A 13,918-nucleotide genomic window follows, 5' to 3' on the forward strand; every position below is an offset into this window, starting at 1 on the left:
GTCTCCTTCAGGGTTGATGTGGGCCTCGCGACCCGGGGGGAACTGCGGGGGGTCATCGCCGGCTGCGCTGCAGGAAGGCGACGATGATGATCACGAAGCCCTGCACCGCCGCGTTCAGGTAGACGCTGATGATGCTGGTGAGGTTGAGGATGTTGCTGATGACGGACAGCAGGATGGCGCCGACCACCGTCCCCGCCACGCTGCCGGCGCCGCCGCGCAAGGCGGTGCCGCCGACGATCACCGCGGCGATCGCCTCCAGCTCCCACAGCAGGCCGGTGGTGGGCGAGGCCGATCCCAGCCGCGGCACGTAGAGCAGGGTGGCCACGGCCACGCACAGGCCCAGCAGCATGTAGGTGAGGATCTTGACGCGGTCGACGTCGACCGCGGCGTAGCGGGCCACCTGTTCGTTCGAGCCGATCGCCTGCACGTAGCGGCCGTACGCGGTGCGGTTGAGGATGAAGCCGCCGGCCAGCGCCACCAGCGCGAACACCCAGACGGGGAAGGGCACGCCCAGCAGGCTGCCGTAGTAGACCGGGCTGTAGACGTCGGCCAGCGCGTTGTCGAGCGTCAGCGCGCCGCCGTCGGCGAAGTAGGTGAGGTAGGCGCGGAAGATGCCCAGGGTGCCGAGCGTGACGATGAAGGGCTCGATGCGGCCCTTGGTGATCAGCAGCCCGTGGGCCAGCCCGAACAGCGGCCCCAGCACCAGCGCCAGCAGCATGCCCAGCGCCACCACGGCCGCCGGCGACGCCACCGTGGCGGCCGCATGGTTCATCAGCATGATCATGCAGCCGGCGATCAGGGCCGCCATCGAGCCCACCGACAGGTCGATGCCGCCGCTGATGATCACGAAGCACATGCCCACGGCGATGATGCCGATGAAGGCGGTGCGGGTCAGCACGTTCAGGCCGTTGTCGACCGTGGCGAACTCCGCGTTCAGCGCGGTGCCTGCGAGGCACAGCAGCACGAGTCCCACGACGGGTCCCAGGCCGTGCAGCTTGCCCCACAGCGCGGCGGCGCGCGCCGGGCGGGTGTCAACGGGTACCGGTGGCATGGGCGATCAGGTCCTCTTCGGTCAGGTGGTCGTCCTGCAGGGTGGCGGTGAGCCGGCCGCCGCGCATCACGGCGACACGGTGGCACAGGCCGATCAGCTCGATCAGTTCCGAGGAGATCACCACCACCGCCTGCCCTTCGCGCGCCAGCCGCTGGACGAGGAAATAGATGTCGCGCTTGGCGCCGACGTCGACGCCGCGGGTGGGTTCGTCCAGCACCACCACGCGCGGGCGCGGCTGCAGCACCTTGGCCAGCGCCAGCTTCTGCTGGTTGCCGCCGGACAGCGACGACGCGCGCGCGTCCAGGTCGCCGGTGCGGATGCCGAAGGCGCGCACCGCCTCCTGCAGCGCCGAGCGCTCGCGGGCGGGCGCCAGCCAGGGGCGGGCGTACTCGCGCAGGTTCATCAGCGTGAGGTTCTCGCGCAGCCCGAAGTCCACGTGCAGGCCCTTGCCCTTGCGGTCCTCGCTCAGGTAGGTGATGCCGTGGTCGGCCGCCTCGCGCGGATTGCGCAGGCGCAGCGGGCGGCCGTCCACCGTGAGGGCGCCGGTCGCGCCGGCGCGCAGGCCCAGCATGCCTTCGAACAGTTCGGTGCGGCCCGCGCCGACCAGGCCGGCGAAGCCGAGGATCTCGCCGCGGCGCACCTCGAAGCTCACGTCGCGGGCCCAACCGGGCACGCTGAAGCCCTGCACCCGCAGCAGCGGCGCGCCGGGCGGCACCGGTTCCTTGGGCGGGAACAGGTCCGAGATCTCGCGGCCGACCATCAGGTTGGCCATGTCGTGCCGGGTGAGTTGCGCCGTCGGCTGGCGTGCGACGAACCGGCCGTCGCGCATCACGACCACGTCGTCGGTCACGCGTTCCACCTCGTCGAGCTTGTGCGAGATGTAGACCAGCGTCACGCCGGCGGCGCGCAGCTGCGCCATCAGCGCGAACAGCCGCTCGGTCTCGCCCGGCGTGAGGGTGGCGGTGGGCTCGTCCATGATCAGCAGGCGGGCCTTGCGCGCCAGCGCCTTGGCGATCTCCACCAGCTGCTTCTCGGCCACGATCAGGTGGCGCACCCGGGTGTCGGGATCGGCCTGCAGGCCGACCTGGCGCAGCACCGCGGCCGCCTCCTGGCGCATGGCCTCGTCGTCCAGGCGCCAGCCCCGCGTCTTCTCGTGGCCCAGGAAGATGTTCTGCGCGATCGTCAGGTCGTCGGCGAGGTTGAACTCCTGGTGGATCAGCACGATGCCCTGCTGCTGCGCGTCGCGCGAGCTGCGAAAGCGCCGGGGCTGGCCATCGACCAGCACCTGGCCTGCGCTCGGCTCCAGGTAGCCGGCCAGGATCTTCATCAGCGTGGACTTGCCGGCGCCGTTCTCGCCCAGCAGCCCGAGCACGCGGCCCGGCGGGATCGCGAAGCTCACGCCGTGCAGCACCTGCACCGGCCCGAAGCTGCGCGCGACCTCGCGGAATTCGACGGCCAGGCTCATTCGCGCCCCCCGTGCAGCCGCAGCGTTTCCTGCATCGCCAGGGCGCCGGCGCCGACCAGGCCGGCCTGGCTGCCCAGCGGCGTGTACTGGATCTCCAGGTGCCGGGTCGAGAGCGCCAGCGACCGGTGGTAGACGCTCTGGCGCACCGAGGCCAGGAACAGCGGGCCGATCTGGGTGACGCCGCCGCCGATGAACACGTGCGAGGGATTGAAGAAGTTCACCACCGAGGCGAGCATCTGCCCGATCAGGCTGCCGGCGCGCTGGATGATCGCGTTGGCCGCCGCGTCGCCGGCCCGGCTGGCCTGCCCCACATCGGTCGCGGTGAGCCGGCCGTTGCCGCGCAGCACCTGCGCCAGGGCGGGGCTCTCGCCGGCCTGCGCCGCCTCGGCGGCCAGACGCGTGATCGCCGGCGCCGCCGCCATCGCCTCCACGCAGCCCAGGTTGCCGCAATGGCAGCGCGGGCCGGCCTGGTCGACGCAGATGTGGCCCACGTCGCCGGCCGAGCCGTTGGCGCCGCGGTAGACCTCGCCGTGGCAGACGATCCCGCAGCCGATGCCGGTGCCCACCTTGATCACCAGGAAGTTGTTCAGGCTGCGCTGCAGCCGCCACAGCTCGCCCAGCGCCATTAGGTTCACGTCGTTGTCGACGAACACGGGCGCGGTGAACGCCTCGTTCAGGTAGTCGCGGATGGAGAAGCCGTCCCATTCGGGCATCAGCGGCGGGTTCACCAGCTGGGCGCTCGCGAAGTCGACCGGGCCGGGCACGCCCATGCCGATGCCGATGACCTTCTTGGCGGGGACGCCGGCGCGCACCAGCAGCTCGCGGATGAGTTCGCGCACCCGCGCCAGCACGACGCCGGGGCTGCTGCGCACGTCGGCCTGCTCGCACTGGTGGGCGAGCACCGTGAGGTCCGGGCGCATGACGGCCACGTCGAGGCTGGTGGCCCCGAGGTCGACCCCGATCACCACGCCGAGCCCGCGGGCCACCTGCAGCGTCTCCGGGCGGCGGCCGCCCGACGAGGCCTGCAGGCCGGTCTCCTCGAGCAGGCCCTGTTCGACCAGGCCGGCGGCCAGCGCGTTGGCCTTGCTCTTGGAGAACGCGAGGCGGTCGGCCAGGGCATTGCGCGACGTCCCCGGCGACCAGAACACGGTCCGGAGCAGGTTCATCTCGGCTGCCGATAGCTGTTCCCAGCGTGCCACGCTGTCTGTCTCCTGTCCGGGCTCTGCGGCGGCCCGGTGAGTTCGGATGCTAGGACGCCGACTTTAGCCGGACAAGATCGATCTTCGGCCAAATGTCGGCCGAAGATCGATCTCCCTGGCAAGCGCCGGGAGCGGTCGGGCGGGATCCGGATGGCGGCACCCGGGAGCGGGCCCGGGGAGCAGGCGCGTCGCGGCAAGGCAGGGCCGCTGGCACATGGCCGCACGGCGGCCGGCCGCCATGGAGCGGGCGCTCCCTGCCCGCGGGGACACCCCTCACTCGGCCGCGGGTGCCTCCGGGCGCTTCGGCGCGAAGGGGTAGGCCCCGCCGCCGTGCTTGCGCGCCGGGATGCGCAGGGACAGCAGCATCGAGGCGGCCAGGGTGGCGACCGTCGCACCCAGCGACCAGGCGACCGGCACCTTGTAGAGGTCGATCAGCAGCATCTTGCAGCCGATCAGCACCAGCACGATGGCCAGACCATAGCTGAGCAGGTGGAAGCGCTCATGCATGCCGGCCAGCAGGAAATACATGGCGCGCAATCCGAGGATCGCGAAGACGTTGGACGTGAGCACGACGAACGGGTCGGTGGTGATCGCGAAGATCGCCGGGATGGAGTCGACCGCGAAGATGACGTCGACCACGCCGATCAGCAGGATGACCACGAGCAGCGGCGTGGCCATGCGCACGCCATCCACCGTGGTGAAGAAGCGCTCCCCGTCGTAGCCGGGGGCAACCTTCATGCGCCGGTTGATCCACTTGAGCGCGGGGTTGTTGCCCAGGTCCGGCTCCTGCCCGGCGGCCCACCACATCTTGATGCCCGTGAAGACGAGGAAGGCGCCGAAGACGTAGAGCACCCAATGGAAGCTCGCGATCAGCCAGGCACCCACCAGGATCATCACGGCCCGCAGGGCGAGCGCGCCCAGGATGCCGATCATCAGCACGCGCTTCTGGTACTCGGCGGGGACGCCGAAGTACGTGAACAGCATCAGGAAGACGAAGATGTTGTCGACCGCCAGGGCCTTCTCCACCAGGTAGCCGGTGACGAACTCCAGCGCCTTGTCGCCCGCCAGCGCCTGGCGGGCCGCGTCGCCGGAGGTGCCGCCCAGGTACCACCACAGCCAGCCGACGAAACCGGCCGACACGAGCACCCACACGACCGACCAGACGGCCGCTTCGCGCAGCGTCACGGCGTGGGCACCCTGCTTGCGCAGGCTGACGAAGTCCACCACCAGGGCCGCCACCACGAAGGCGGCAAAGAGGGCCCACATGGTGGGCGTTCCGGTCATCATGCGCTCGTCTCCAGCCTGAAAGTCCAGCGAAACGCAGCTGCCCATCGAACCCGCATCCGCGGGATGCCCGGGCAGCGTCCCAAGGCGCACCGCATGGTCGAGGACGATAGGCGGACGCCCCCCGGATGAAAAGCAGCTTCCTTCTTGGCTTCGTTCAGGAAAAGCCGAAGCTCGGCCGGCCCCGCATCCCGGCGCGCCCGTGAGGTGCCTGCGGCGTGGCCGCGGCCGCGGGTCAGGCCGGCGCGGCGACGTGTCCGGCCGGCTCGGCGCGCTCGTCCAGGAAGTCGCCCAGGACGTCGTCGCGCAACCGGATGAATCGCGGATCGCTGCGGTTGCGGGGATGCGCCAGGGGCACGTCGACGATGCGGCGGATGCGGCCGGGCGAAGGTTGCATCACCACCACCCGGTCGCCCAGGAACACCGCCTCTTCCACGTCATGGGTGACCAGCAGCATCGTGATCCGCTCCTTCTGCCAGATGCGCTGCAGCTCGTTCTGCAACCGCGACCGCGTGAGCGCATCCAGCGCGCCGAAGGGCTCGTCCAGCAGCAGCACGCGGGGGCGGTTGACCAGCCCGCGCGCGATCGCGACGCGCTGGGCCATCCCGCCGGAGAGCTGGTGGGGCCACGAGGTCTCGAACCCGCGCAGACCCACCAGCGCCACGTGCTCGGCCACCCGCTGCGCCTTCTCCGCGGGGGTGAACGGCGCGTTGCGCAGGCCGACCGCGATGTTCTGTTCGACGGTGAGCCACGGGAACAGGCGATGGTCCTGGAACACGATACCGCGTTCCCGGCCGGTGCCGCAGATCGGGCGGCCGCCCAGCAGGATCTCGCCCTCGTCCGCCGTGTCCAGGCCCAGCACCAGCCGCAGCAGGGTCGACTTGCCGCAGCCGCTGGCGCCCACGATGCTGACGAAGCTGCCGCCGGGCACGTGCAGGTCGACGTCCTGCAGCACCTGCAGCGCACCGCTGCGGGCCTGCGCGTGCGCGTACCGCTTGCCGAGGCCGCGGATGTCGAGTTCGTTCGATGCGGAGTTCAGGAGGGTGCTCATGGGGAGTCAGTGGTTGCGTCCAGTCCAGCGGCCGAGGCGGCGCTCCAGCGCGCGGGCACAGGCGTTCGCCAGCCAGCCGACGGTGCCCACCACGACCATGCCGAAGATGACCAGGTCCATCTGGAAATGCTCGCTGCCTTCGATGAGGAGGTTGCCGATGCCCCTGCCGGCGACCAGCAGGTACTCGGCGCCGATGGTGGCGAGCCAGGAGTAGATGAGCGCGAGGTACACGCCGGTGAAGACCGACGGCAGGGCTGCCGGCAGGACCACCTGCGTGGCTGTCTGCCAGCGGGTGAACCCGTAGACCCGCGCCACCTCGAGGAGGCCGGGCGGCACGGTGCGGATGCCGTCGCGCGTGTTCACCACCACCGGCACCAGCGCCGCCAGCGACAGGAACACGACCTTCGCCACGTCGCCCAGCCCGAACCACACCGAGATCAGCGGGATCCACGCGAACAGCGAGATCTGCTTGAAGGTGTTGAAGCTCGGGCCGACGATGCGGTCGAACAGCGGCCACAGCCCCAGCAGTGCCCCGAGCACCAGGCCCGCGACGGTGCCGATGGTGAAGCCGGTTGCCCCACGGGCGAGGCTCGCGCCCAGCGCGCGCCACAGGCGGCCGCTGGCGACCTGGTCGGATGCCGTCGACAGCACCTTGGCCGGCGACACCAGCAGCGCGGAGTTGGCGATGTCCAGCCAGGACAGCAGCCACCACAGCGCGAGCCCGACCAGGGGCAGCACCAAGCCGCGCCACCGTCCGCCCGCGGCTGCCCGCAGCGGCTGCAGCGCCGCGACTTCGCCGGTGGATGGCACCGCGGCGGTCATCGCGCGGCTCCCGGGCGGCGCCGGTGGCTCGCCGCCTCCAGCCGGTCCAGCAGCCGGTCGATCGCGTAGCCGATCGCGCCGACCACCAGCACGGCCGCCATCACCTGATCCAGCTGGAACAGCTGCCGGCCATAGACGATCAGGTAGCCCAGGCCCTCGCTCGAAGCCACCAGCTCCACCACCACGAGCGACAGCCAGGCCTTGGTGAAGCCCAGGCGGATTCCCGTGAAGAGCGTCGGCACCGCATGGGGCAGCACGATCTCCAGCACTTCCTGCCGCCGCGTGTAGCCGTACGCCTGCCCCACCTCGCGCAGCGCGGCGGGCACCTGGCGGAAGCCCTGCAGCGTGTTCAGCGCCACCGGCACCAGCGCTGCCTTGGCGATGAGGATGTACTTGAGCGGCTCGCCGATGCCCACCAGCAGCAGCACGAACGGCAGCCAGGCGAGCACCGGGATCTGGACCAGCGCATTGAACGTCGGAAGGACATAGGCCTCGAAGCGCCGCGACAGCCCCATCGCGGACCCGAGGACCAGCCCGAGCAGCGCGCCCGCCAGGAAGCCCGCGCCCACGCGCGTGAAGCTGGTGCCCACGTGCTGCCAGAGGTCGCCGCTGGCCGCCAGGTCGCGCAGGGTCTCCCAGACGAAGGGCGGCGGCGGCAGCACCTGCGGCGAGATCCAGCCCTGTTCGGCACCCGCGAACCACAGGGCCAGCAGCATCGCGGGCAACAGGAAGGGGAGGGCGCGGTCGGCCACGCGCCGACCCGGGAGGGGTGCCCGAGCGGGCGCGGGCAGGACGTCGGTGGAAGGCAGGACGGCGGACATCGGGCCTCCTGCGTTCAGCGGGCGGCCACGGGCTGGTCGCCCCTGGGACGCCCCTTCGCGTCGGCTGGCGCCCAGTAGGTCTCCAGGCCCTGCTTCTTCAGCGCGGCTCTCAGGTAGCGCGTGTCGAACCAGTCGTCGACCGTGACCTCCCGGCGGATCAGCTTGAGCTTGAGCGCGTCGGCCACCACGGCCTTGTAGCGCGCCACGATGAAGTCGTCGACCAGGGGCGAGTTGCGCGTGGCGAGCGACTGCTGCTCGAACTCCGCGGCCCAGGAGGCGACCGGCGTGCCGCTGCGGGCCCAGAGCTTGAACAGCTCGTCCCGGTTCTTCTCGTCGGACGACCAGCGCGCCGCCCGCACGAACACGTCGACCACGCGCTGCACCTGCGCCGGGTGGGCCTGCTCGAAGTCGCTGCGCACCAGCAGCGACGCCTGGCGCGTGAAGGCCGGGTCCTGCCCGCGGGTGGAGTACACGACCTTGGCGAGGCCCTGGTCGCGCACCTTGAACCACTCGTACCCGCCGAAGGCCGCGTCCACGCCGTGGGAGACCAGCGCGGCCTGTGCGCTGCCGGTGTCCAGGTTCACGCCCTTGACGTCGCGCTCGGCCAAGCCGTTGGCGGCCAGCACGTTGATGGCGACGAGGTGCCCGTTGGTGCCGCGGAAGATCGACACCGTGCGGCCCTTGAGGTCCCCGATCGTCTGGATGTCGGACTTCGCCGGCGTCACCAGGTAGAGGTTGTTGCGCTGCCCGCTGACCAGCAGGATCCTGGTCTTCAGCCCGTTGGAGCGGCCCACGATCGAGGGCAGGTCGCCCTGGTAGGCGAAGTCGATCTGCTTGTTCGACAGCGCTTCGTTGACGGCCGGGCCTGCGCCCTTGAAGAAGAGCCATTCGACCCTGGTGCCGGAGGCCTGGAACTCCTCCTCCAGCCAGTTGTTCACGCGCGCCACGCCGCCCGGCGAGCCGCCCCAGGTGACCGGATCGCCGCCGCCCGCGGTCGCGACACCGATGCGGATGACATCCGGTGCGGCATGCGCCGGCGCGGCCAGCGCCAGCCCGAGGGAGAGCGCGGCGCCCCAGCGCCGCACGAAGGTTGGCAGGATGCCGGCCATCACTTGGTTCCTTTCGCGGCGAGCTTGCGGCCCACCTCGGTGCCTTCGAAGAAGCGCGGGTTGGCCTCGGTGTAGAAGCGGTACGGGTTGTCGAAGGTGAAGGCCCTGAAGTCGGCGGCGCTGATCACGCCCTGCCCGACCAGGTCGAAGGTCTCGGCCAGTGGCTCGGTGAACTCCGGCACGTCCCAGTGGCCCGCGTCCGACGACCAGATCGCGTTGATCTTGACCCCCAGCGGGTGCACGCGGTCGTTGAAGGCGGCGGCCACCGTGCGGTCGTCGGCCTCGGAGCCGAAATAGAAGCTGTTGACCCAGCGGTCGCGGATGTCTTCCACCTTCTCGATGCCGGCCAGGGCGAAGTCGTCGATCTCCGACGCGTCCGGCTCCCGGCTGTGCGGGAGCGCCGAGATGCCGAGGCTGTCCCTCAGCAAGGTGGACCTGTCGAGCGTGCGCCCCTTCAGGTAGTCGGCCCCGTAGCGCTCGAACAGCGAGGCGAGCAGGTCGATGTCGGCTTCGGCGGGGTCGTAGTTGCGCACCGCGTGGCGATTGCGCTTCTCCCAGCGGTCGACCAGGTGGGTGTAGACGTGCGAGCCCCAGTCGGCGCCGCCTTCCAGCAGGCCCACGCGCAGCCCCGGGAAACGCCGGGTGACGCCGCCGAAGAACAGCGCCTTGGCGAACGCCTGCGAACCATCGGCGAAGTGGCCGATGTGGTTGTTCATGTAGTTGCTGATCGACTGCCGGCCGGTCCAGCCCTGGCTGCCGTAGTGGGTGGTCACCGGCACGCCCAGGGCGACCACCTTTGCCCAGAACGGGTCGTAGTCGTGCTCGCTGTCGATGCCGTAGAAGTCGATGTAGCCCGCGTGCCTGGCGACGTCCGGGTGCTCCCTGGCGGGGTACTTCTCGGCGATGGCGCGGATCGGCCGCCGCACGCCGCCAGGGATGTTGATCACCTTCAGCCCCAGCGTGTTCACCGCGAACTCCAGCTCCTCGATGGCTTCCTGCGGCGTGTGCATCGGGATGCCGGCCACCGGCGTCAGGCGGTCGGCGTAGGGCCGGTACTGGTCGGCGTGGAAGTGGTTGAGCGCGCGGTGCAGCGGCTGGCGGTACTCGCTGCCCGCCGCTGCCGGGGAGAGCACGTCGTTGGGGAACAGCACCGAGTAGTCGGAGCCCTGCTCGGCCAGCCGCTCGTGCAGCAGGGCCGGGAGCGTGTAGGTGGCCAGGTCGTAGGTGTTGCGCGTGACGCGGGCCCACCAGGGCGCGCGCAGCGTCCGGTGGAAGCGGCGCTCCTCGGCGCTCTGCTGGTACCAGTCCTTGCCGCCGTCGCGGGTGACGAAACGGCTGCCCAGGGCCCTGCGCAATGCGTCGACGAGCTTGCTGCCGCCGTACTGCGCCACGTAGTCCTCGAGCACGGGAGCGAAGCTGTTGACGTGGACGTCGGTGTCGATCACCGGATGGGCGAGGCCGGCCTTGACGGCGGCGGAGCGCGAGGCGTGCGCCTGCTGGAGACGAGCGTTCATGAGGACTCCTTGCTGTTCCTAGATGGACACGCGCGTGCCGTCGAAGCGCGTGAAGCTGAACCCGTCGAAGGGCTCCCGGAAGGTGGCCTTCTGCTCGCGCAGCAGGCTGATGACGAGGTTCTCGCCCTGCGCGTACGAGGCGGCGGCGTCGCTGCGCCAGTGGATGCCGGCCGCAGTGCGGCCCGAACCGTAGTTCAGCGCCAGCTTGTTCAGCTCGCCGCCGACGGTCAGCGGCGGGCCCTGGTACGGCACCAGCCTGGTGGGGTCGTTCGGATCGGGCTGCACCGGGTTGGGAATGACCAGCGTCTCGTCGTAGAAGGCCTTGAGCAGCGTGGCGGTGACCGCACCGATGATGGCCGCGCCCCCCGGGTAGGACGAGTGGATCGGCGCGCCCTCGGGGAACACCTGCGGCAGCAGGAAGGTGCCGTTCCTCGCGCGGCTGCGCTCCAGGGCCCGGGAGCCGAGCAGGGCTTCGTGGATCGGGTAGTCGCGCACGCCTGCCGCCAGCCGGTGGTGCACGAGGCCGCCGAAGGCCTCCGGCCGCAGCACGCGCTGCTCGTACCACTTCTGGTAGTAGTTGATGCGGATGCCCAGCGAGGCGGCCAGCGACAGGATGGACTGGAAGTAGGCGGCGCCGAACGTGCCCGAGGCACCGCCCTGGGTCCTGGAGCGCAGGTAGGGGTTGCTGGACGCCAGGGTGTTGCGGGCGGCCGGGAAGATGCCGCCGTAGGCGGGGTCGGCCGCCGCCGGCGTCGCGAGCAGCTGGTTGGCCACCAGGCCGAAGGCCGCGGGCGCGTGCGCATACGCCGCCAGGTCGCGCGAGTTCGCGATGTAGCGCGGCACCGGGTCCACGACGTTGCGGGCGCGCGGGGCATTGCCGTTCTGCACGTGGAGCCACTCGTCCAGGCTGGTCTGGAACTCGTTGGCCGGGGTGTAGCTGCGGATGCGGGCCGACAGTGTCTGCGGACCGAACGGCACGTCGCGGTAGAGGAACTGCGAGATGTAGGGACCCTCGGTCACGCCGGGCGGCGTCACCCAGCGACCGGTGCGACCGCTGGGGTCGGTCGCGTCGACATACCAGGCTGCTCCGCGGAACAGCGTCTGCGGCGTGACGCGTCCGCCCGCCTTGGGGCCGTGGAAGTCCGGCGCGCGGCTCAACTCCTCGGCGGCGGCGAGCACGTCGCGGTGGTTGGTGCCTTCGCGGAATTCACCGAAGGGGACGTCGCGCAGCAACGCCACCCAGTACAGCTCGAGCGCCTCGCTGGCACGCGCGGCGCTTGCCAGCGCCGGTGCCACCGGCAACGCGAACTGGCCTGCGTTGAGGCCGTCCAGGCTGACCGCGAGCGTGCCCACCGGATTCACCAGCTTGCGCGTGCCTCCCAGCGGGATCTTCTCGAACTCGGCGGGGTCGCGGCTGGCAAAGGCGGCGCTGGCCTGCCGCCATGCCGCGAGGTCCACCTCGCCGCGCGCGTTGTGCGGCAGGCCGCGGCTGTCCGAGCCGATCTTGTTCGGGTAGCGCGCCTCGTCGCCGTTGGTGGGATGTGGCGGGATCGGCTGCTCGGCTGCGGCCTTCGCCAGGTCCACCCGCAACTGGTAGGCGCGGCGGCGGAACTGCTCGTCGTACCTGTCCGGCTCGACTGCATCGGTGGGGCCGGCGGCGCCGCCGTCGGCGGCGGCCAGCCCGGTGCCGGCGAGGCCGGCGATGCCCGCGCCGGTGCGCAGCAGGAAGTCGCGCCGTGCGGCGTGGGTGGGGTCGTTGTCGTGGTTCATCAGGTCCTCCGGGGTTCAGGCGGCCTGTTCACGGTCCGCCGCCGCGTAGCGGCTGGCCGGCCGCTCCAGGCCCAGGTTCTCGCGCAAGGTGGAGCCCTCGTACGCGGTGCGGAACAGGCCGCGCCGCTGCAGTTCGGGCACCACCAGGTCGACGAATTCGTCCAGCGATTGCGGCAGCACCGGCGGCATGACGTTGAAGCCGTCGGCAGCGCCGTTCTCGAACCATTCCTGCATGCGGTCGGCGATGGTCTGCGGCGTCCCCACCACCACCCAGTGGCCTCGCGCACCGGCCAGGTACTGGTACAGCTGGCGCACGGTGAACTTCTCGCGCCGGGCCAGCTCGATCACCACGTGGGCGCGGCTGTTGATGCCCTTGGGCGGCTCGGGGTAGTAGGGCGGCACCGCGTCCAGGTCCCATCGCTGCAGCTCCGACAAGGGCCAGAAGTTCGACAGCGTGTTGAGGCCCACGGCCGGATGGATCAGTCCTTGCAGTTCGGCCCACTTGGCGCGCGCCTCCTCCTCGGTGCGGCCGATGACCGGCGAGATGCCGGGCAGCACCAGGAGCTGGCCGGGGCGGCGGCCGTACCTGGCCATGCGCCCCTTCACGTCACGGTAGAACGCCTGCGCTTCGGCCAGGCTGGTCCAGGCGGTGAAGATCGCCTCCGCCGTGGCCGCGGCCAGGTCCTTGCCGTCGTCGGACGAGCCGGCCTGCACGATGACCGGATGCCCCTGCGGCGGGCGGCCGATGTTCAGAGGGCCCTTGACCTTGAAGTGCTTGCCCACGTGGTTGAGCGCGTGCAGCTTGCGCGGATCGAAGTACACGCCCGAGGCCTGGTCGCGCAGGAACGCGTCGTCGTCGAAGCTGTCCCACAGGCCCTTGACCACGTCGACGAACTCGCGGGCCCGCTCGTAGCGCACCGCGGGATCGGGGTGTGCCTCGAGCCCGAAGTTGCCATGCACGTTGTCGGCCGCCGTGGTCACCACGTTCCAGGCGGCGCGCCCCTTGCTGATGTGGTCCAGCGAGGCGAACTTGCGCGCCAGCAGGTAGGGATCCTCGTACGTCGTCGACGCCGTGGCCACGAAGCCGATGTGCTTCGTGACCGCCGACAGCGCGGCCCAGAGCGTGACCGGCTCGAAGTACGACACGCGCCCCTGCCTGCGCAGCGACTCCTCGTCGCCCTTGTGCTGCACCCCGGGGCTGTCGGCCACGAAGACCTGGTCGAACAGGCCGCGCTCGGCGGTCCGCGCGACGGCGACGTAGTGGTCGATGTTGGTTCCCGCGTCCGGTTGCGAGCCCGGATGCCGCCACGCGGCGACGTGGTGACCGGTGGCCATGATGAATGCGCCCAGGCGCATCTTGCGTTCCGACATGTGAAGCCCTGCCTTGCGAAGACCCGGACTCTAGGGAGCGTTCGATGCGCTGTGAAATGGTCATTCGTCGTTTGCACAGAATGAATCTGTCTGTGCCTGGCGAGCGAACCCGCGGTTGTTTGCATATGCGCCTAGGCGGCGCGTCGCCCAGCTTCCGACCGCTCGCACGCAGCCAGCACCCCGAACAGCGTCGACGCCTTCTCGACGAGCACGCGCACCGTCTCCTCCATGCCGTCGATGGCGTCCACGGCCACCCGCAGCGTCATCACGTCCTGTGCCGCATGGGCATAGTCGACGTGGAGCACGTCGATGCCTCGCGCCGCGTACAGGCCGAGGAGGCGGCACAACAGTCCCGCGTCGCGCTCGAGCAGGTACACCTGCTCCAGGCGGGGGGCGGTTCGGGGGAGATGGAAGGGGCTCATGGTTCGATCCTGGTCATCGGAGACGACCGGCCCGTGGGG

At 70.7% G+C, this 13,918-nt stretch carries 12 protein-coding genes; all 12 read right to left on the reverse strand.

Features of this window, described 5'->3' with window-relative positions; translation table 11 throughout:
- Nucleotides 1–52 precede the first annotated feature (52 nt).
- On the reverse strand, nt 53–1,051 hold the full coding sequence (locus VFE82_RS04760; protein WP_324999095.1) for an ABC transporter permease: 999 nt from the start codon (nt 1,049–1,051) through the stop codon (nt 53–55).
- Complete coding sequence (locus VFE82_RS04765; protein ID WP_324999096.1) at nt 1,032–2,516, reverse strand: sugar ABC transporter ATP-binding protein; 1,485 nt, start codon at nt 2,514–2,516, stop codon at nt 1,032–1,034. Before VFE82_RS04765 ends, VFE82_RS04760 begins: the two co-directional genes overlap by 20 nt.
- Entirely contained in the window at nt 2,513–3,682 is a 1,170-nt protein-coding gene (locus VFE82_RS04770) for an ROK family transcriptional regulator (protein ID WP_324999909.1), read from the reverse strand. Before VFE82_RS04770 ends, VFE82_RS04765 begins: the two co-directional genes overlap by 4 nt.
- A 306-nt stretch (nt 3,683–3,988) precedes the next feature.
- Entirely contained in the window at nt 3,989–5,002 is a 1,014-nt protein-coding gene (locus VFE82_RS04775) for a TerC family protein (RefSeq protein ID WP_324999097.1), read from the reverse strand.
- 232 nt (nt 5,003–5,234) lie between these two features.
- Entirely contained in the window at nt 5,235–6,050 is an 816-nt protein-coding gene (locus VFE82_RS04780; protein WP_324999098.1) for an ABC transporter ATP-binding protein, read from the reverse strand.
- A gap of 6 nt (nt 6,051–6,056) precedes the next feature.
- Nucleotides 6,057–6,872 (reverse strand): ABC transporter permease, encoded by an 816-nt coding sequence (locus VFE82_RS04785; protein ID WP_324999099.1) that lies wholly within the window; start codon nt 6,870–6,872, stop codon nt 6,057–6,059.
- Nucleotides 6,869–7,693, reverse strand: a complete 825-nt coding sequence (locus VFE82_RS04790) for an ABC transporter permease (RefSeq protein WP_324999100.1) — start codon at nt 7,691–7,693, stop codon at nt 6,869–6,871. Before VFE82_RS04790 ends, VFE82_RS04785 begins: the two co-directional genes overlap by 4 nt.
- Nucleotides 7,694–7,707: 14 nt before the next feature.
- Entirely contained in the window at nt 7,708–8,802 is a 1,095-nt protein-coding gene (locus VFE82_RS04795) for an ABC transporter substrate-binding protein (protein WP_324999101.1), read from the reverse strand.
- Nucleotides 8,802–10,316 (reverse strand): amidohydrolase family protein, encoded by a 1,515-nt coding sequence (locus VFE82_RS04800; protein ID WP_324999102.1) that lies wholly within the window; start codon nt 10,314–10,316, stop codon nt 8,802–8,804. Before VFE82_RS04800 ends, VFE82_RS04795 begins: the two co-directional genes overlap by 1 nt.
- An 18-nt stretch (nt 10,317–10,334) precedes the next feature.
- Nucleotides 10,335–12,086, reverse strand: a complete 1,752-nt coding sequence (locus VFE82_RS04805; protein WP_324999103.1) for a twin-arginine translocation pathway signal protein — start codon at nt 12,084–12,086, stop codon at nt 10,335–10,337.
- 15 nt (nt 12,087–12,101) lie between these two features.
- The gene (locus tag VFE82_RS04810) at nt 12,102–13,457 is read right to left on the reverse strand and encodes an LLM class flavin-dependent oxidoreductase (RefSeq protein WP_324999104.1); all 1,356 of its coding nucleotides are present in this window, start codon (nt 13,455–13,457) and stop codon (nt 12,102–12,104) included.
- 131 nt (nt 13,458–13,588) lie between these two features.
- A complete protein-coding gene (locus VFE82_RS04815) occupies nt 13,589–13,879 on the reverse strand; it encodes a hypothetical protein (RefSeq protein WP_324999105.1) in 291 nt (96 codons plus the stop codon).
- Nucleotides 13,880–13,918: the final 39 nt, after the last annotated feature.

Source organism: Ramlibacter sp., from assembly GCF_035655895.1.
In the GTDB taxonomy this organism is placed as follows: Bacteria; Pseudomonadota; Gammaproteobacteria; order Burkholderiales; family Burkholderiaceae_C; genus Ramlibacter.

Excerpts from the sequence above, each read along its gene's own strand:
- VFE82_RS04760 (WP_324999095.1), bottom strand. The coding sequence starts at position 1,051 with ATGCCACCGGTACCCGTTGACACCCGCCCGGCGCGCGCCGCCGCGCTG.
- VFE82_RS04765 (WP_324999096.1), bottom strand. The coding sequence starts at position 2,516 with ATGAGCCTGGCCGTCGAATTCCGCGAGGTCGCGCGCAGCTTCGGGCCG.
- VFE82_RS04770 (WP_324999909.1), bottom strand. The coding sequence starts at position 3,682 with ATGAACCTGCTCCGGACCGTGTTCTGGTCGCCGGGGACGTCGCGCAAT.
- VFE82_RS04775 (WP_324999097.1), bottom strand. The coding sequence starts at position 5,002 with ATGATGACCGGAACGCCCACCATGTGGGCCCTCTTTGCCGCCTTCGTG.
- VFE82_RS04780 (WP_324999098.1), bottom strand. The coding sequence starts at position 6,050 with ATGAGCACCCTCCTGAACTCCGCATCGAACGAACTCGACATCCGCGGC.
- VFE82_RS04785 (WP_324999099.1), bottom strand. The coding sequence starts at position 6,872 with ATGACCGCCGCGGTGCCATCCACCGGCGAAGTCGCGGCGCTGCAGCCG.
- VFE82_RS04790 (WP_324999100.1), bottom strand. The coding sequence starts at position 7,693 with ATGTCCGCCGTCCTGCCTTCCACCGACGTCCTGCCCGCGCCCGCTCGG.
- VFE82_RS04795 (WP_324999101.1), bottom strand. The coding sequence starts at position 8,802 with ATGGCCGGCATCCTGCCAACCTTCGTGCGGCGCTGGGGCGCCGCGCTC.
- VFE82_RS04800 (WP_324999102.1), bottom strand. The coding sequence starts at position 10,316 with ATGAACGCTCGTCTCCAGCAGGCGCACGCCTCGCGCTCCGCCGCCGTC.
- VFE82_RS04805 (WP_324999103.1), bottom strand. The coding sequence starts at position 12,086 with ATGAACCACGACAACGACCCCACCCACGCCGCACGGCGCGACTTCCTG.
- VFE82_RS04810 (WP_324999104.1), bottom strand. The coding sequence starts at position 13,457 with ATGTCGGAACGCAAGATGCGCCTGGGCGCATTCATCATGGCCACCGGT.
- VFE82_RS04815 (WP_324999105.1), bottom strand. The coding sequence starts at position 13,879 with ATGAGCCCCTTCCATCTCCCCCGAACCGCCCCCCGCCTGGAGCAGGTG.